16 protein-coding genes are annotated in these 18,153 nt (G+C 39.7%); 7 read left to right on the top strand and 9 right to left on the bottom strand.

The annotated features are described in order from the left end of the window. Positions 1–52: 52 nt before the first annotated feature. Positions 53–790, bottom strand: a complete 738-nt coding sequence (locus tag QZ055_RS00905) for a (Fe-S)-binding protein (protein WP_119207368.1) — start codon at positions 788–790, stop codon at positions 53–55. A 523-nt stretch (positions 791–1,313) separates the two neighbouring features. On the opposite strand from QZ055_RS00905, the gene QZ055_RS00900 reads away from it, so the two are divergent. Together QZ055_RS00900 and QZ055_RS00895 are read left to right on the top strand one after the other, a co-directional pair. Further along, the gene (locus tag QZ055_RS00900; protein WP_295824051.1) at positions 1,314–3,029 is read left to right on the top strand and encodes an S-layer homology domain-containing protein; all 1,716 of its coding nucleotides are present in this window, start codon (positions 1,314–1,316) and stop codon (positions 3,027–3,029) included. Between the two features lie 176 nt (positions 3,030–3,205). Then, a complete protein-coding gene (locus QZ055_RS00895) occupies positions 3,206–4,588 on the top strand; it encodes an S-layer homology domain-containing protein (RefSeq protein ID WP_295824049.1) in 1,383 nt (460 codons plus the stop codon). 193 nt (positions 4,589–4,781) lie between these two features. Here QZ055_RS00895 and QZ055_RS00890 read toward each other — a convergent pair whose 3' ends face one another. Then, on the bottom strand, positions 4,782–5,624 hold the full coding sequence (locus tag QZ055_RS00890; protein ID WP_295824048.1) for a hypothetical protein: 843 nt from the start codon (positions 5,622–5,624) through the stop codon (positions 4,782–4,784). A gap of 11 nt (positions 5,625–5,635) precedes the next feature. After that, entirely contained in the window at positions 5,636–7,717 is a 2,082-nt protein-coding gene (locus QZ055_RS00885; protein ID WP_295824046.1) for an OPT family oligopeptide transporter, read from the bottom strand. A 448-nt stretch (positions 7,718–8,165) separates the two neighbouring features. Between QZ055_RS00885 and QZ055_RS00880 the strand changes: the two genes are divergently transcribed. Continuing rightward, complete coding sequence (locus tag QZ055_RS00880) at positions 8,166–9,521, top strand: lyase family protein (protein ID WP_295824044.1); 1,356 nt, start codon at positions 8,166–8,168, stop codon at positions 9,519–9,521. A 260-nt stretch (positions 9,522–9,781) separates the two neighbouring features. Here QZ055_RS00880 and QZ055_RS00875 read toward each other — a convergent pair whose 3' ends face one another. The 4 genes from QZ055_RS00875 to QZ055_RS00860 all read right to left on the bottom strand — a co-directional run bounded on the left by QZ055_RS00875 (position 9,782) and on the right by QZ055_RS00860 (position 13,958). Further along, the gene (locus tag QZ055_RS00875; RefSeq protein WP_295824042.1) at positions 9,782–10,222 is read right to left on the bottom strand and encodes a hypothetical protein; all 441 of its coding nucleotides are present in this window, start codon (positions 10,220–10,222) and stop codon (positions 9,782–9,784) included. A gap of 816 nt (positions 10,223–11,038) precedes the next feature. After that, positions 11,039–12,220, bottom strand: a complete 1,182-nt coding sequence (locus QZ055_RS00870) for a metallophosphoesterase (protein WP_295824040.1) — start codon at positions 12,218–12,220, stop codon at positions 11,039–11,041. A gap of 16 nt (positions 12,221–12,236) precedes the next feature. Further along, positions 12,237–13,334 carry an A/G-specific adenine glycosylase gene (gene mutY, locus QZ055_RS00865; protein WP_295824038.1) on the bottom strand — a complete coding sequence of 366 codons (1,098 nt, stop codon included), beginning with the start codon at positions 13,332–13,334 and terminating at the stop codon, positions 12,237–12,239. Between the two features lie 102 nt (positions 13,335–13,436). Further along, the gene (locus QZ055_RS00860) at positions 13,437–13,958 is read right to left on the bottom strand and encodes an 8-oxo-dGTP diphosphatase (RefSeq protein WP_295824037.1); all 522 of its coding nucleotides are present in this window, start codon (positions 13,956–13,958) and stop codon (positions 13,437–13,439) included. Between the two features lie 117 nt (positions 13,959–14,075). Between QZ055_RS00860 and QZ055_RS00855 the strand changes: the two genes are divergently transcribed. The 3 genes from QZ055_RS00855 to QZ055_RS00845 are packed head-to-tail and all read left to right on the top strand — an operon-like array spanning position 14,076 to position 15,958. After that, the gene (locus QZ055_RS00855; protein WP_295824036.1) at positions 14,076–14,849 is read left to right on the top strand and encodes a DUF4931 domain-containing protein; all 774 of its coding nucleotides are present in this window, start codon (positions 14,076–14,078) and stop codon (positions 14,847–14,849) included. 56 nt (positions 14,850–14,905) lie between these two features. After that, complete coding sequence (locus QZ055_RS00850) at positions 14,906–15,718, top strand: metallophosphoesterase (protein ID WP_295824035.1); 813 nt, start codon at positions 14,906–14,908, stop codon at positions 15,716–15,718. A gap of 9 nt (positions 15,719–15,727) precedes the next feature. Next, positions 15,728–15,958: a hypothetical protein gene (locus QZ055_RS00845; RefSeq protein ID WP_295824033.1), complete on the top strand. Its 231-nt coding sequence runs from the start codon at positions 15,728–15,730 to the stop codon at positions 15,956–15,958. An 89-nt stretch (positions 15,959–16,047) separates the two neighbouring features. On the opposite strand, the gene QZ055_RS00840 is transcribed toward QZ055_RS00845, so the two are convergent. Together QZ055_RS00840 and crcB are read right to left on the bottom strand one after the other, a co-directional pair. Further along, on the bottom strand, positions 16,048–17,028 hold the full coding sequence (locus tag QZ055_RS00840; protein WP_295824032.1) for a molybdopterin-binding protein: 981 nt from the start codon (positions 17,026–17,028) through the stop codon (positions 16,048–16,050). A gap of 177 nt (positions 17,029–17,205) precedes the next feature. Beyond that, complete coding sequence (gene crcB / locus QZ055_RS00835; RefSeq protein WP_295824030.1) at positions 17,206–17,586, bottom strand: fluoride efflux transporter CrcB; 381 nt, start codon at positions 17,584–17,586, stop codon at positions 17,206–17,208. A gap of 152 nt (positions 17,587–17,738) precedes the next feature. Between crcB and QZ055_RS00830 the strand changes: the two genes are divergently transcribed. After that, positions 17,739–18,128, top strand: coding sequence for a helix-turn-helix domain-containing protein (locus tag QZ055_RS00830; protein WP_005385158.1), 390 nt, complete (start codon positions 17,739–17,741; stop codon positions 18,126–18,128). The last annotated feature ends 25 nt before the right edge of the window (positions 18,129–18,153 follow it).

The following is an 18,153-nucleotide window of genomic DNA, read 5'->3' as shown; positions in this document are numbered from 1 at the left end:
TACGTGTTTTATAGGGGCGATTGTCATATATAAGTGCCATGTCGTCTCCTCCTTAACGGCAGTTTAAGATTTCAGCAATATGCATTACTTTGATACGGCGATCGATTTCGCCTTCTTTATGAAGACGGTCAAGCATACCAGCGATGTTCATCAAGCACGCTTGGTCAGAACCAGAAATTACGTTAGCACCTGTGCCAGCAATTTCCAATGCTTTTTCGCGTGTCATAACTTCACTAATTTCAGGGTTCTTAACGGAGAATGTACCGCCGAAACCACAGCAACGGTCTGCACGTGGTAATTCAATCAAGTTAATATCTTTAACATTTCTAAGGAGTTTGAATGGAGGTTCTTTAACACCCATCAAACGAGTAACGTGGCAAGATGTATGGTATGTAACGGATTCGTTGAAACGAGCCCCTACATCTTCAACACCTAATACATCAGTAATGAATTCAGTGAATTCATAAATTTTACCGCTCAATTTTTCTGCGCGTTTTTGCCATTCAGGTTGACCTTCCAAGAAATGTTGGTATTCGTCACGAATAGCAAATGCACAAGAGCCGGACATGCTGACTACATATTCAGCGTTCTCGAAGCATTCGATTGTATTCTTAATTGCATCCATAGCTGCGTCATTGTAACCAGAGTTAGTGAACATTTGGCCACAACATACTTGTTTCTTAGGAACTACGAGCTCGCAACCTAATCTTTCAAGTACTTCTACACCAGCCATACCTACATGTGGGTAGAACATGTCAATCAAACACTGTTGGAAAAGATGAATTTTCATATTATCGTCCTCGTCTTTTCTAGTACTTAACCTAATAAAAAATTTTGATATGTATGTGTTATGGCAAGATTAATAGTGAATTTTTCAACTAAATTTCCGCCTTGAACATTACTTATGCTTTCAAATAAATATTCAAAAGCTCATCGATATAATTATAAATTAATCCAATATAAATTGTCCAAAGGATTGCTATATTCGTATGTACCCTTTTATTTCTCATATCGTTATGAGTTTTTGTAATAGCAAACATTGCATTTTATCACAAATGCCATTCTATTTATAATTTTTTCTTGTGAAAGCCACATAAAATCTAGATTTTGGGAATGTTTATCATTTCATGTATTTTAGAGTAATGTATGTCGTAATTTACCTATAATTCATTGAATATTTATATAAATGACAGAGAAACACCAAATTCATGTAATTTTTATCCTCATATATTACATTTTCTTATAGTAGTGTATAAATTTAAAAAGTGTTATAATTTATTTTATATAAGTATAGTTTGAAAGGAGCCTTTTCAATGAAACTAAATAAATTATCCTTATCCTTAGCTATTACATTAGCCCTCGGTTCCACATTCGGCATGGCTCACGCTGAAACAACTGCGGCTCATGTAAAATCTGAAGTATCTGCTACAGCTAATAAAGCTGAAGTAGCAGCTAAAGCTGATGAACACCGTGTAGACACATCTGTAAAAAACGACGCTAAACGCGTTGATACATCTGTAAAAAATGATGCTAAACATGGCACTACAGTTGTAAAACATGATGCAAAACATGCTAATACATCCGCTAAAGCCGATGCTAAGCGTATAGATACATCTGTGAAAAACGATGCAAAACGTGTTGACACTTCTGTAAAAAATGACGCTAAACGCGTTGATACATCTGTTAAAAATGATGTAAAAGAAGATGCTGCTAAGGTAGAAGGTAAAAAAGCTGTAAAAGCTAAAGAAAACTTACCTGCTGGCGTATATCCTGACACAAAAGACAACTGGGCTCGCGATGCTATCCAAGCAATGACACAAGCTGGTTATCTTTCTGGTTACGCTGATAATACATTCAAACCAAGTGCACAAATCACTCGTGAACAAGCTGCGGCTATTTACGGTAAAGTATTACAACATAACTTAAACGAACAAGAATTAGCTGATATTGTAACTAAAGAAGCTTCTACTTCTTACTCTGACGTAGAAGCAGATCGTTGGTCTAGCTCTGCTATCAAATTAGTAAGTGCTGCAGGCGTAATGGAAGGCACATCTAAAACAGCTTTCACACCTAGCAAAACTATGGACCGCGAACAATTCGTTGCTTCTGCTGCTAGCCTAGCAAAAAAATTGAATCTTTCTACACCTGTAAAAACAGAAAAAGTAACATTTAAAGATGAGGCTAGCATCTCCTCTGCTTACTTAGCAGATATCCAATACATGGCACAACGTGGCATTGTAGCATCTGGAGCGACTGAAAACTTCAACCCTAAACAACCTGTAACAAGAGCACAAGCGGCAACAATCTTGAACCGCATGCTTAATGGTGCTGGCCTTGCAACACCAAAACATACTACAACTGAAGCAAAAGCTGAAACAGCTGTAAAAGAAGATGTAAAAAAAGCTGATACAGCAGCAGAAAAAGATGCGTCCAAAGTAAGCAAAGATGCTAAAAAAGATGTAGCTAAAGCTGACAAAGCCGTAAAAGCTGATGCAAAAAAAGTTGAAAAAGACGTAAAGGGCAATAAAAATGCCGCAGTAGCTCAAAAAACTGAACCTACTCGCACAGTTCGTCCTGTTCGTCGCAGCACGTTAAAAGCACTTGATCAAAAACAACAAGCTGCTTTGGAAGATAAAGTATTCGCTGAATTGAATAAAACATACAAAACAGAAGATGCTTTCCAAGATTACGGTGTAATGTACTGGCGTGACAATCAATTGCACGTAGCTTTGAAAACAGATAGCGATATTTCCACAGTTAAAGCAAACCTTGCAGCACGTGGTGATTCCACTGTAAATAACTACGTTGTAGTTGAACCATCCCAATACAGCCAAACTGAATACGATGCAATCGATGCGAACTTCCGCAACTATTACAACAAAAACGAAAAAGCTGGTACAATTCTAGCTACATTCCCAGATGTAGAAAACAACCAACTTTACGCTGTTGTAACAACTGCATCTAAAGCAACTCAACAAGGAATCTCAAAATTATTCGGTTCCAAAGTAAAAATGACAGTAAAACGCTAATCGGCGTTCACTCAACTAGCCAAGGCAGCGTATACGCTTAGTATTACGCTGCTTTGTTTATATCACTATGCATGCCTTATTATTCGCTATATAATGAATATAGATTTTATTGTTGATGAAAGTTTATATTCTAGGCTATCGAGCCTTAGCCTTTACCATAATTAGGAAGGATTTTTATGTACAAGAATACCCCTTACCCATTACGTGCCCTTGTTCTTGGCACATTATTAGCCGCAACAAGTTTCGGTTTTGCTTCTGCAAATACTACAACTCATGCTCCTGCCACTGCAGTAGCATCTACAAAGGTTGAAGCGCCTACAGTGGCCTCTACGCAAGCAGTTACTATAAACACAGATGCTCCTAATGTAGCAACAACTAAAGCAGAGGCTCATAAATTTGATGCCGCTAAAGCTGCTACACCTGTAGTTGTGAATACATCTATTGGTACGCCACAAGACATTCAAAAAATCCGTGCCCACATATTCTCCGATGTGCCTAGCGATTTCTGGGCTGCCAATTCTATTAGTACTGTAACAAAAGCAAATCTAATGAAAGGTTATTCTGACGGTACATTCCGACCTAATCAACCTATGACTCGTGAAGAAGTAGCTGCTCTCTTCAACAACATCACTGATGATGGTACAGCAGCATTCTTATCTAGCAAATTTAAAGATATTACATCCGATCGTTGGTCTGCCCTCGCTATCGAATCTGTAGCGCGTAAAAATATCATCAGCGGCTATGGCGATAACACATACAAACCAGAAAAATATATGTCTCGCCAAGAGTTTGCTGTAGTAGCAGACAACTACATTCACTACTTAGGATACACAACAGAAGATCCAACAGCCCTTGATAATATTGCTTATGGAGACCAAAAATTCGTCGCTCCATGGGCTCAAGATGCAGTTCGTGAACTTGCATACCTGGGCTTCACAAACTACGCTCCTGGCACATTATTTAACCCTGAAAAATATGTAACACGTGCTGAAGCTGCTGAGATTGCGTATCGCATGACGCAAACAGAACAAGCTCTTGCATTCCACAACACATTGTTCAAACAACAAGTAGAAAATAAAACAGCTACTATTATCGACAAAACATTAGGCTATGGCAACGACTTCACAAAATTCCGTCAAGACGGTGCCCTCTTCTGGGATGGTGGCAAGTTACATGCGACTTTAACAGATAAGAAAAAAGCAGAGGCTGTTGCTCATGCAATCTCTGAAGCGCAAGATCCTCAACTTGAAAGCGCCCTTGTTGTATCTCAAGGCAAGTTAAATCAAGCACAACTTGAAGATTACCAATCTGACGCTATTGATTTATACAAAGCAAAAGAGCCAAAAGGTAACATCATCTCCATCCGTCCTAACGATGACACAAGCGCTCTTATCATTACAGCTGACTCCGTTCAAAAGGACACTGTGAAAGCTTTCAAAAAGAAATTCAAAAATAATGTAGTCGTAGAATTACCACAACCTGAGACAGTAAAACCGGATGCAGCAATTCAATTCCCATTACCTCCACGCGTAAACTACTACGACACAACAAATAAATAATTAAATAATCTCAACGATAAAAAGCCGTGTAACTACACGGCTTTTTGTTTTACCCTCATTCAAAGCTAAATAGTAATCTCCCTTTATATTTTAATTGCTATAATACAAAAGAAGAACCGCCCCCGAAGGAGCGGTTCTTCTCACAATTAAACAGCTGTTACTATACACACATAATCGAATTCACACAGTTCGATTATTTTTTTGTTACATCATTTTGGCGGTCACGTAAGTTACCAACTGGTACATATACGGTACCTGCACTGTGGATTGTATCCACGTCTTGTTGTAAAACCATTACAACGGAATAATCATCAGTTGTGTAGAATTCAGTAGGCATTTTGTCGATATTTACTTCGCCGCCCAATTGATTTTTCACATCTTGATTATTGTCGATAGCATTCACTAATTCTTTTTTGTTAAGACCACCAAGATCGTACAAGGATAATTGACGACCTGTTGTAGTGTTGAATGTGAAGCCTTTTACATAGTTGACGCCATTAGCATCACGATCACGCATTGTGTACGTATGGATCAATACACTGAAAATACCATTTTTGTCTGTTTTAACATCGTAGTACATAACTACATTTGTTTTATCAGATTCTTTGGCATTCATTTTTTCTACGTCATTTTGTACTTTAGCAACGTATTTTTTGATAGTATTATTGATTGCTTTTTCTACAATTGGGCTAACAGATTTAACTGTTGGGAACACTAGATCAAGATGATCTGTTGTGGATTCCACTGGAGATACAGCCACCTCTTTGCGGTCCATATAGCGGTCCGCATTAGGTGCTACTACTTCAACTGCATTGCGATCAACCTTAGATGCTACAGAGCGCAACGCACGGTTTTGCTCCGGTGTAGCAGTACTAGAGATACGGTATGTTAAATCGTTGCGATTTACTTTATTCGTATCAGCTTGAACTGTTTGCACTGTTGCAGTGTCTTTAGTTACAGGAATTTCGCTTGCTGCGAAAGATACTACTGGCAATGCAGCAGCCATCATGATGAGTACAGACTGTTTTAATTTCATTGTTTAACCTCTTATTGTTGTTCTTGCTCAGCTTTCATTGCTAAAGCTTCTTCTTTATTGAATTTGTGAGTTACAACACGACGAACAAGGTATAAACCAGAGAAGATGAATGCAAGCAATCCTAACCATTGTGCTGTGCTTTCAAAATCAGGGCCTACTAATTCAAGTGGAGATTCACCACCACCAGTTGTAACGGACAATACAATAATAACAGCTATGATTACACCAATCAAGCTTTCACCAACAATCAAACCAGAAGCGAAGAGAACGCCACGGCGGTTAGATTGTTCAACATCGTACTCAGCGAGTTCGCCAGCACGCATTTTAGCACGAGCTACTAGGTAACGGCCTACAAAGTAGCTAATGAAAGAACCTAAGATAAGAGGTACTTCCAATGTTGGAGGTAAGTAAATACCCATACCAACTGCCAATGGAGGCAATGTTAAAGAAGCTGTTGTGCTCTTAAGAATCAAGTTAACGATGATTGCTACTACGCCAACACCAACGCCGATCAAGATGTAGTTCCAATCCATGCTGGAGCTGAAGATACCTTGAGCAATTGTAGTCATCAAAGTTGCTTGTGGTGCGGATAATGCAGCATTAGGATCCATTTCAGCACGTGGTAACGCACCTGTAAAGCCATATGCTTGGTAAAGCAAGTTAAGAACAGGAGCAATTGCAACTGCACCAGCTACAGAGCCAAGTAACAACGCAATTTGTTGACGCCAAGGTGTAGCACCAACGAGTTGACCTGTTTTCAAGTCTTGCAAGTTATCATTAGAAATAGATGCAATAGCAATAACTACGGATGTCATGAAGATAGCCATAGCTGTAGCGAATTGTACGCCTGCTTCTGTAGCGAACAAGTTATTTTCAGAAGCGATGAAGTACACCACTAAGGAAGAAATAATAGTCGCTAAGATACCAATACCAGAGATTGGAGATGCAGATGTACCGATAAGGCCTGCCATGTAACCACATGCAGCAGCTACGAAGAAGCCGATTAGCAATGCTACAAGAACACCTACGATAACAAGTGTCCACATTAAGCCTGCGCTAATAGGTACTGCAGATACGAAGTCCCAGAATGTAAGAACTAAGCCTAAAAGAATGATACCGAACACGATGATAACAGATTTTGTGCTCATATCTGTATCCATACGATGCAACGCACGTTCAGAGGAACTGCTGTTCATGGATTTAACAGAAATTTTCATACCTTCGATGATAGGTTTGATCAATGTAATCAAAGTCCAAATCGCTGCGATACCGATAGCACCTGCACCGATGAAACGAACTTTAGATTTCCAAACAGCCATTGCAAATTTAGCTGTAGCACCACCATCTGGAGCAAGCATGTTAGTCAAGTAAGGTACGAAGCCAGCCCAAGCGATGAGTACACCAACTAGGATAGCGATACCAGAAGCGATACCGATAAGATAACCAGCACCTAACAATGCTGTAGAGAAGCCTAATGGAATTTGAGTAATACCTTTGCTACCTACAGGAAGCCAGAAGCTCATGCTGTCGCCAAGCACTTTGAAGCCATTGGCACAAAGACTGATAATACCAGCTACAAGACCACCGGATACGATATCTCCCATACCGGAGCTAGATTGAGGACCTTGGCCACCATTATGGGAACCAACCTTCAAGATTTCTGCTGCTGCACGGCCTTCTGGATATGGTAGATCACTATTTACTACCATGGCACGACGCAATGGGATAGTGAATAACACACCAAGGGAACCACCGCATGCGCAGAGCAAGAATGTTTGCCAGAATGGGAAGCCATTCCAATAACCAAGCATTAATAGACCTGGCAAGATAAAGATAATTGCGGACAAAGTACCGGCTGCAGAAGCCTGTGTTTGTACCATGTTGTTTTCAAGAACGTTAGAATCCTTGAAGAAACGTAAAATTGCCATTGAAATAATGGCTGCCGGAATGGATGACGAGAATGTCAAACCAACCTTCAAACCGAGATATACGTTAGATGCTGTAAAAATTACAGTAATCAATGCACCAAGTAGCATCCCACGTAGTGTCAGTTCCGGCAGATGAAGGTCATGGCTCATAAAGTCATGTTTCATAAGTACTTACCTCCTCTGTGAAACTAGAGCTTACAACATATAATAAGCTACTTCCATTTTATCGTGTTAAAGCGCTGATTTCAATATATATGCGATATTTATAATGTATACATGTTTCATTAGACCATTAACTATGTAGAAAAAGGCAACAGTCCAAAAGCCTCCAAAGCCACCTACCCCGCTACGCGGGGCCGCTAAGTCGTTTTTGGACTGTCGCCTTTTCCCTCTCAAATCAATCTTCTATGAAACATGTATACAGATTAAATATAAATCATCGCATATATATTGGGAGAAGGGAAAAGATGTATATGCACAAATCGCATATACACCTCTCTTTTATATGAAAATAGAAATCATTATCTTTTATTCTGTACAAATATACAGGATTTTATATAATTAAATTACCGGCGATAAGGTCGGCATGTCTTTTAAGGAGGTTGTAAACATTATGGAAACAAGAATTGAATATGATTCAATGGGACCAGTCGAAGTCGACGCTAGACGAATTTACGGACCTCAAACGCAACGCTCGTTCAATAACTTTAAGATTGGTGACCACCGCATCCCTATTGAACAAATCAAAGCGCTTGCGCTTGTAAAAAAAGCATGTGCTTTAACCAATGCAAAATGTGGCGCAGTAACTGAGGAAAAAGCGAAACTCATCTCTCAAGTAGTAGATGAGATCGTAGACGGCAAATGGGATGATGAATTCCCATTAACTGTATTCCAAACAGGTTCTGGCACACAAACTAACATGAATGTGAACGAGGTAATCGCTCACCGGGCTAAACAGTTAGATGAAAGCAACCCGCTTCATCCTAACGACGATGTAAACCGCGGCCAAAGTACAAACGATACATTCCCTACAGCAATGCATATCTGTGCGTACTTTGAAATTACAAAACGCGTAATCCCTGCATTGGACGGCCTTATCCAATCCTTTGAAAAATTGCAAGAAAAAGGTAAAGGCTTGCAAAAAGTTGGTCGTACGCATTTACAAGATGCTACTTTCATCATGGTAGACCAAGAAATTAGCGCCTTTGTGGACGGCTTAAAAACTGCAAAAACTATGCTCCTTCAAAACGCTGACTACCTGCTCGACGTAGCCCTTGGCGGCACTGCGGTCGGCACAGGCGTAAACACGCCTAAAGGCTATCTAGACGTTATGGAAACTGTATTGCCAGAGGTAACAGGTGCTCCATTCCGCGTGAAGAACAACAAATTCCAAGGGCTCGCTCTTAAAGATGCGTTCATGATGGCTCACGGTGCACTTAACACATTGGCTACAACACTATTCAAAATCGCTAACGACGTTCGCTTCTTAGGCTCTGGCCCTCGTTGCGGTTACGGCGAATGGCATCTACCTGAAAACGAACCGGGCTCCTCCATCATGCCAGGCAAGGTAAATCCTACTCAATGCGAAGCCTTGACCATGGTATGCGCCCAAGTATTCGGTCACAATACGACTATGACCATCTGTGCAGGCAGCGGTGCATTCCAATTGAACGTGTACATGCCTATCATGATCTATGACTTTGTTGAAAGCTGTCGCCTCCTCGCAGATGCAATGAATTCTTTCACAACACACTGCATCGACGGTGTCGAATTCGTACCTGAAAAACTCAACTTCTTTGTAGAACAATCCCTTATGATCGCTACATCCTTAACACCATACATCGGCTACGACAAGAGTGCTAAGGTTGTAAAAGAAGCGTACAAACGCGGTTGCTCTATTAAAGAAATCATCTTGGAAGAAAAACTCATGACTGAAGACGAATTCGGTGAAGCAGTTCGCATGAAATAAACTCTCTCTCATCTCTATGATATATCTATAACATCCTCTCATACCTCAAATGAACGGAAAATAAAAGGACGTAATAGTCTTGAAATCTTCAATAATACTTATTACTGAAGAATAGACTATTACGTCCTTTTTGTTTTATATATCTTATAGCAATATTTAATTTAAACTAATGAAATTCTATAATAATGCACCTTTAAAAGCATCATTTTAAGCATAAAATATATTCTAATAAAAAAGACACCTTATACTACCCGCATTCATTATAATGATTTGAATATATTTCTATCCTCTTCACTAATTTGGTTCAGATCATCTTTTATAGATATAGATTTACCATAAATACGCTTTAAATTATTAATGCTATCAGTATCCTCTATTATACTATCAGTATCATAAAATGAGTAATTGGGTATCTTTAAAATATCTGTACCTATTGGTGTTAATAAAACCCTAGTATAACCCGATTCCCCTTTTACATATAAATATGGAAATACAACCTTATGAGAAATTTTAGAAAATTCCAATCTAGTTTTATATGTGCTATCCTCTAGCATTCCACCAAACACAATTCGATAACGACCTAAACTATAAGAATCTACTAGTTCGGTATGTATCCCATAAAAATTTAAATAAATTATACTAAGTCCCACTAAAAAACATATGGCTAATATTTTATATATTGGAATCCTTATGTTATTCATGATATCTTACCTCATAAGTTTTAAAGCTATTAATATCATAAAAAATACGATCAGAAAAACATATTTCATATTGAATAGATTATTAATCTCCTTAACTCCATTTTTCTTAAATGCTTGTATTAATAGCTTTACTTGTTTACGACTTAATATATACAAAATTATATGGAATACTATCACCGCTAGTATTGTTGCTTTTAGATTTCCTTCGTATCCACCAGTTATCATTGCGCTAATAAGAGCTATGTCCATAAGAATAATTGGAATGGTACATATAATAACTCTGTAGATAAAAAATTTACTATACATTAATCTACACCTACAAATTAACTCTACTCTATTAATCAACACAACTAAAAATTTTAACTCTAATATATCACAATTATTATATAAGTTCATATAATAAAAAGAGGTATTGTATTTTCATATACAATACCTCTTTTTGTTTGTAACCTATGATTTTCTAATATCTCACAAGTTTTATAGTCATTACCAAGACCAAAGATATGATAAAAACCATCTGTTTCGTACTTAGCAGTTCATAGGTCTCGTTAAATGTATTATTCTTGAATGCCTGTATTATCAGTTCTTCTTGTTTGCTAAGTTCCAGATATATATCTAAATGGCATCCAATTGCCACTAGTATTGCTATTTTAAGATATCCCTTATATATGTCCGCTGTCATATCGTAGATGAGAGAGATATCAAATAGCATAAGCACAATAATACATATAAAGATTTTATGGATAAAGGATGTATTATACATGATTGTATCCCTATAATGAGCTCACTTTTATTCTAAGGAGCTCACCTTTATTTCTAAGCTACTCCGTCAAAGAATGTAATGACTGTAATTTCTCGTGGGCAGTTGATACGGATTGGGAACCAATGTCCTGAGCCATTATTGACGTAGCACACGCTTTGTTCTTCTACATAGCGACCTTTTGTATATGGTGTACCTGTTGGTACCAACGGCATGCCCATAAATACGATTTGACCACCGTGAGTATGACCAGAGAGGGTCAACGGAATTTTACGTTCTATGGCTTCTTCAAAGAATTCAGGGTGATGTGCTAGTAAGATAACAAAGGCATAGTCCGGAATACCAGATAAAGCCTTATCGATCATAGCTTCACGTTTTTCTTTTTCCCGATCATTGTCATACGCAACACCAGCAATGTATACAGGTTGCTTACCACCCATAATTTGAATATTGCTATTCACAAGGATGTTCATCGGTGTATTGTGTTTCAATTCGTCTAGTACCTTATTCACATCGTGATGGTACTCATGATTGCCCAAGATGAAATCGACACCGTCTGGGATTTGTTTTGCAAAGGTTGTCAGTCTTTCACAGACTTGTGGTAACCAAGCGATTTTATCGATTAAATCACCAGTGATGACAACGCGATTAGGCTTCTCTACAAGGGCTAGCTTTAAAATTTCATCAAGATCATCTAGATCGATGCTTGGCCCAACGTGGATATCGCTGAGTTGAACGATTTTATAGTCCTTTAAGCCAGGTGGTAAATTCGTATAGCCAAAGCTTTCATGAGTGACTTCAATCTCATGTTGACCTACATAGGCTGCATAGCTAGAACCACCGATTGTTGCTAACGGCACCACTGTTGCTGCCGTTCTAAAGAAAGCACGACGGCCTGTTCTATTTTCCTCTGGCGTTTTGCTACAAATCTTATTAACCGCCCAGTATAACAAGCTGAGAACGATGAATACAGGAATAGCCAAGAATAAGCCAAAGAGAAAACCATAGCTTTCAGTACGGAACATATTCATCAACGGATAATACATCGTTCCATATAGATCCACTTGATTGAGTATATAGTATCGGATAGCAGCGAACCACGCACCGATAATGATTATATAGCCCACCCAGGCAGGCCACTTCTTTTTAGGCTTCCACAAGTTGAGGAATAGAGCCCAAAATCCTACCAATCCTATTACGAGGATAGCAGAAAAAATGATATTAAATAGAATTCTCATTCATTGCTCCTACAAATTATTTTGCAATCTCCGTCAATTTGCCATGAGGACCTGCCCAAGCATAATCGGCGAACTCATCGCGCTTGATGAGCATCCAGTCCTTTGGCAATTGCTTTTGGATATCTCCGATCGTTATATTATTAGCATCTCCTACGTACGTTAAATCGCCGCGAAATGCTTTCATGAACCATTTTCTATGAGAGAAAATATGTGTTATCTCTTTTACTAATACTGGTTGCAAGGATAATTCAAAACCTAGGCCCTTTACTAACGCCTCAAGACCTTGTTCCCCTTCGTCAAAGGCAGATACCATTTCCACAGATGGGAATTCCCACATGGACCGTAATAGTCCACGGTTAGGACGTTTGTGCAATAGATAATGGCCTTCGTATTGCAAAATTCCCACAAATAGAGGCACCTCTACTACCTTCGTTTTCTTTATGCGTACAGGTAGTTTGTCAGTATCCTTATGTTGATACGCTTCGCACATGTTTACAATAGGACATTCTCCACAGCGTGGAGTTTTTGGAATGCACACGGCAGACCCAAAGTCCATTAAGGCTTGGTTAAAGTCACCAGGTCGATCGTGAGGCAATGTTTCCTCTACAATAGCAGTTATGGCCTTCTTACCTTTCGAACTCAAAATATCATCAAAGATGCGATATAAACGAGCATAAATGCGCAGTACATTGCCATCTACAGCCACCTCTGGTTCGTTGTACGCCATAGATAGTACAGCCCCAGCCGTATAGGAACCTACGCCCTTCAAGGACTCCATAGTCTTGCGGTCATGAGGCACGATACCACCGTAGTTTTCCACGACGTCCTTCACGCCAAGGCGCAAATTACGAGCCCGGCTATAATAGCCAAGACCTTGCCAAGCGTGAACAACCTCATCTTCACTGGCCTTTGCCAAATCCTCTAAGGTTGGAAATAGTCGTATCCAGTTATCATAATAGGGCTTCATCGCCTCAATGCGCGTCTGCTGGCTCATCACCTCAGATACCCAAATCTTATAAGGGTCTCCGCAATCGCGCCACGGCAATTCCCGTTTATGCACATCATACCACGCCAACAGCTGTGGCACCCACTTAGGGTTCTTTTTATCAGTCATATTACCTCAAAATATTATAAACTTAGGACTCTAGTACCACTTTCATGCCTATAGGCATATTACAAGCATATTGCATATATGTTGCAGCCAATAAGGTACAGGTTATCCATTAATATACAGATCAATGCGCGCCAAGTGTTCGCTTTCAAGAACGGTATCGACGATGGTTAAATCCATTTTATCTACAGAGCTATTGTCTCGGCCAAATACGATAGGCCCTTTTAATTTCTTGCCTTCTAGCAGCATCGGCAACCATTGGCGGTCACCATCCCACATGTGCTCGTAGGGAATTTCGTCTACTGTCAGCCAATGGGGCTCCATTTCGTCGGTTTCTTCTACATTGCCTGTGAAAGTACGCAAAAAATACACATAACCTACATGTGTTAAGCTTTCATCAAAAGGAAATTGAAAGTCAAAAGCCGCTACACATTCTAAATCTTCTGGGCGACCACGAAGGCCAGATTCCTCAAACAACTCACGGATGGCACAATCTCGGAAGCTTTCACCAGCCTCGAGTTTACCACCGAATCCATTATATTTATCAGCCCCGAAACCGCGTTTTTTACGACCTAGCAATATACGATTTTGTTCATCAATAGGAAATACAAGCGTCGTCGGTTTCATAGAGCCTCCTTAATCATTTATATAATACCCTATTATTATACCATTATTTCATGTACGAATGGGCTAATTATGGTATGATTAAGAGTATAGATTTTCTTACGAGGAAGGAGGCACATGATGAATAAACCACTACGATTTAACATCGCACTAGGGCGCACTAAGCCTGTTAATATTCGGAACGAAGAAGTGCGCTGCCCCTTCTGTGATCGTTCAAAATTAACGGATATCCTAGATACATCGGGTCATATTATTTGGCTCATGAACAAATATCCTGTACTAGATAAAACATGGCCCACGGTTATTATCGAAACAGAAACGGATGAAGGTGAATTTTCCACCTTGCCGGCTGACGAAGCAGCTCGTATTCTCCAATTCGGCCTTGATAAATGGCGCGAAACACGACAACGTAAAGAGTTCAAATCCGTATTATTCTTTAAAAACCATGGCTATATGTCCGGTGGTTCCATTCGTCATCCTCACAGCCAAATCATAGGCCTAGAAGATTACAATTACCACGAAGATATTACAGCTCAAAATATGGAAGGCTGGCTCTTACACGAGGATCAAGATGTGCGCATCACCTTGTCCACGCAGCCTATCATTGGCTTCTTTGAGTACAATATTCGCTTTAAACCAGATGCACCTGTGCGCTCCGTAGCGCTAAGATTACAGCAAATATTGCGTTATGTATTGCGCAGCATCGCCAATTATAGCCAGTCCTATAACTATTTTGTATATAATCTTGAGGACGGCTACGACTACATCAAGGTTGTGGCCCGTTATGTAACAACACCACTCTACGTAGGTTACAAAATTCCTCAAACTTGTGACGAGGAACGCGCTGCCAAAATCATTCAAGACATTGCGCCGTACTTCCATGCCTCTAAATAGTTAGATTATACAAATTTTATCTAAATAATTTTGATGATATATTTGAAAGGATGTTTATGAAAGTATTTGCCATCGGCGATCTCCATCTATCTGGCAACCCTCCAACGAAGCCGATGGATATTTTTGGCCCTCACTGGGATAATCACTGGAGCCGTATCAAAGAAGATTGGATCTCCCGTGTAACAGATAATGACATCGTTTTTCTCGTAGGTGACATGAGTTGGGCCCTTCGCCTTGATGAAGCAGCTTGCGATTTACAAGAAATTGCATCCATGCCGGGCAAGAAATATATGATCCGCGGCAACCACGATTACTGGTGGGCCTCTGCCAACAAGATGCGAAACCTCATGGGCGATGCTATCACCTTTTTACAAGGCCATGGTACAGCAGAACTCATTCAAACAGAAGAAGGTCCTCGCATCATTGCCTTTGGTGGCACACGCGCCTACCTCTGCCCTGGAGACTCCCATTTCACACCTGAAACAGACCAATCTATTTACGACAGAGAACTAATGCGCACAGAAGCAGCGCTGCAAGAAATGGATAAAGCTGTAGAAACACTAATGAAATCATTCAAATCAGAAATAAATGTAGATACTACAGTCTCTGATAAAAACAATCCACCAACCATAGATATAGATAAGATACCAGTAACAAAAATCCTATTGTTACACTATCCTCCATTCAATGAGTCCAACACGCCTTCCGGCTTTACGGATCTCATGGAGACATACAATGTAGATACGTGTATCTTTGGACATTTACACGATCAAATATCCTTTAAACGTATTCCAAAGGAGTTTGGCTTCACAAAATTAGAGCTAGTATCTGCAGACTATTTAGACTTTAGACTGAAAGAAATTATGTAAGGAGAGACCATGAGTCGCATTCATAAAGAACATTTACAAGCGGGCTATATTTTTGGTGATACTATTAACCAAGAATATATTTACTTGCCCTCTGGTGAGGTAGGCACTGACTATCCATTGGCAGTTCTGGAAACACCGACAAAGCGTGAGGACATTACGTTGGACGAGGCAGTCCACATGATTGACACCCTTACGTTAAAACGTTGTAGCCATCCTACACTAGGGAAAAAATCATTTTAATACTATAATGGCACTAACAAATTAAGCGGGTAGATATCTACCCGCTTTTTGTATAGACTTATACAGTTTTTAGATGTTCTATAAAAGGATTATCCCAAGAAGCCACCATGGCCCATGCGAATACAATCCTCTTTTGTGATTTCATCGTCTGCAACAAGGCGTGGCAAGATTTCATCAAAAGCAGTCGGTTTGCTGAATAATACGCCGCCTGGAACGCCGAGGATTGGCGTACCATCTGCGCAGTATGCAATACAAACCATGGATCCTGGCAATACAGGCAAACCATAAGTTACTACGCGATCTGCATAACGTTTAATAGCCCCTGGTGTTAAATCATCTGGGTCAACGCTCATGCCGCCGGTACAGAAAATAATATCAGCACCAGCTGCTTTTACCTTGTCGATAGCCGCCACAATATCGTCTGTATTATCCGTAACGATTTCATGGGCTACTTTATTTACACCAAACTCTGCACAACGTTCCTCAATGATTGGGGTGAAAGCATCTTTAATACGGCCTTCAAATACTTCGGAACCTGTAGTAACAATGCCCATTGTTTTACGTACGAATGGTTTTACATTAAGTAAAGGCTTGCCATTAGCAATTTTCTTTGCATCCTCCACTTGTTGTTCCTCTAATAGCAATGGAATACAACGCATGCCCGCTAATTTATCGCCTACTTTCACCGGTGTATTATTAAATCTCGTTACGATAGTAAGCTCGCCAATACTATTAATAGCATGTAAGCGATCTACATCAACTTTAAAGAGACCATCTACGTCTGCAATGGCTTCGATTTTGCCTTGCGCCATAGGTCCATCGTGCATATTTTCGCCACCTGCCATATTGTACAAGGCACGCGCCACATCCTCTTCGTGCAAGAACCCTTCATCCTCAGGCTCCATAACAAAGATATGCTCTTTACCAAGGTCTAATAATTTTGGAATGTCCTCTTCCGTAATCATATGTCCACGGCGGAATGGCGTATCTTTCACCTCACCGATAACAATGCGTACTAAATCATGTATTAATGCATGCCCTACAGCATCTTGTGTTCTAATGGATTTCATAATATCTCCCTTTATAATCTAGAATTCTGTGTAATGTATGAGACCCAAAATTTTCTTCAAACTTTAAATCCTGAATTCTATACAATGTATATTCTAACAATTCTATGTATCTTACCAAATAATCATATAAAAATAGACGTATTTATGCTGTAACTCAAGTCACCTTATTGACTAAGATCAGATCGCACAGAGTATACGCGCAAGTAATACACCCATCCAGCAAAGGATTAAGCCCCCTACAACTTGTACAAAGCCATAGAATAAAGCTTGTACATAGGACTCAGACATCATTAGTTGTAGCATTTCAAAAGCAAAGGTAGAGAAAGTTGTAAATGCGCCTAGTCCACCTACAACGAGGAAAAATCTTGCCCACTGCGGCAAATCTGGCTTTTGCATATATAGCCCTAATACAAGGCCAATAATGAGGCAACCGATGAGGTTTACTACAACCGTTCCATACGGAAAGGAGCTCACCTTTGTCATAACCCATTCACCGAGAGCCATACGGCATAAAGCGCCAACGGCTCCACCGAGGGCAACTGCAATGTATTTTTCCATATTGCCTCCACTACTTACAGTACTATCCTACGATTTTCACAATACGTGTAATTATCTGAAATAACCGATAATTATCTAGTTTTCTATATTAGTCAATCACCAATAGTCTCAGTATACTATATTTAGAGAGCAGGGAAAAGGAAGGAATCCCTATGAAATCTGCATCGACACCTCTAACTGAGCTACGAATCAACACCTATGAAGATCCGGTCTTACAGCATCAGTATGTTTGTTTAGGCCATAAAATTGCCCATATTCGCATATCTCTAAACATGTCTCAATATGAGCTAGCACACCACGTGGGCATTAGCCGCAGTTATTTAAGCAAGCTAGAATGTGGTACAGGCATATCTGGCATGTCCTTAGAGATTCTATTTAAAATCGCTGAAGCATTCCAAATTGACGTAGCGCAACTCGTAAGGCTGCGCATCGTAGATTATAAAAGCTGTAATGCGCATCTTTCATCACACTACAAACGATTAGAGTTTCTAAATCATACGAGGAACAGTACACCAGCTAAAGCCGAGCCAAAACTAAGTTAAATTAATCAAATACTCTAAAATCGAT

This window comes from uncultured Veillonella sp. (genome assembly GCF_905209685.1).
Classification (GTDB): domain Bacteria; phylum Bacillota; class Negativicutes; order Veillonellales; family Veillonellaceae; genus Veillonella.
The sequence above is the reverse complement of the archived record's forward strand: the minus strand, read 5'-3'. Positions and strand labels throughout refer to the sequence as shown.

Bases quoted from the DNA above. Each gene is read 5' to 3' on its own strand.
- QZ055_RS00840 (WP_295824032.1), bottom strand. From the start codon at position 17,028: ATGAAATCCATTAGAACACAAGATGCTGTAGGGCATGCATTAATACAT.
- QZ055_RS00845 (WP_295824033.1), top strand. From the start codon at position 15,728: ATGAGTCGCATTCATAAAGAACATTTACAAGCGGGCTATATTTTTGGT.
- QZ055_RS00860 (WP_295824037.1), bottom strand. From the start codon at position 13,958: ATGAAACCGACGACGCTTGTATTTCCTATTGATGAACAAAATCGTATA.
- QZ055_RS00905 (WP_119207368.1), bottom strand. From the start codon at position 790: ATGAAAATTCATCTTTTCCAACAGTGTTTGATTGACATGTTCTACCCA.
- QZ055_RS00850 (WP_295824035.1), top strand. From the start codon at position 14,906: ATGAAAGTATTTGCCATCGGCGATCTCCATCTATCTGGCAACCCTCCA.
- QZ055_RS00880 (WP_295824044.1), top strand. From the start codon at position 8,166: ATGGAAACAAGAATTGAATATGATTCAATGGGACCAGTCGAAGTCGAC.
- QZ055_RS00895 (WP_295824049.1), top strand. From the start codon at position 3,206: ATGTACAAGAATACCCCTTACCCATTACGTGCCCTTGTTCTTGGCACA.
- QZ055_RS00885 (WP_295824046.1), bottom strand. From the start codon at position 7,717: ATGAAACATGACTTTATGAGCCATGACCTTCATCTGCCGGAACTGACA.
- QZ055_RS00875 (WP_295824042.1), bottom strand. From the start codon at position 10,222: ATGAATAACATAAGGATTCCAATATATAAAATATTAGCCATATGTTTT.
- QZ055_RS00870 (WP_295824040.1), bottom strand. From the start codon at position 12,220: ATGAGAATTCTATTTAATATCATTTTTTCTGCTATCCTCGTAATAGGA.
- QZ055_RS00890 (WP_295824048.1), bottom strand. From the start codon at position 5,624: ATGAAATTAAAACAGTCTGTACTCATCATGATGGCTGCTGCATTGCCA.
- mutY (WP_295824038.1), bottom strand. From the start codon at position 13,334: ATGACTGATAAAAAGAACCCTAAGTGGGTGCCACAGCTGTTGGCGTGG.
- QZ055_RS00830 (WP_005385158.1), top strand. From the start codon at position 17,739: ATGAAATCTGCATCGACACCTCTAACTGAGCTACGAATCAACACCTAT.
- QZ055_RS00855 (WP_295824036.1), top strand. From the start codon at position 14,076: ATGAATAAACCACTACGATTTAACATCGCACTAGGGCGCACTAAGCCT.
- QZ055_RS00900 (WP_295824051.1), top strand. From the start codon at position 1,314: ATGAAACTAAATAAATTATCCTTATCCTTAGCTATTACATTAGCCCTC.
- crcB (WP_295824030.1), bottom strand. From the start codon at position 17,586: ATGGAAAAATACATTGCAGTTGCCCTCGGTGGAGCCGTTGGCGCTTTA.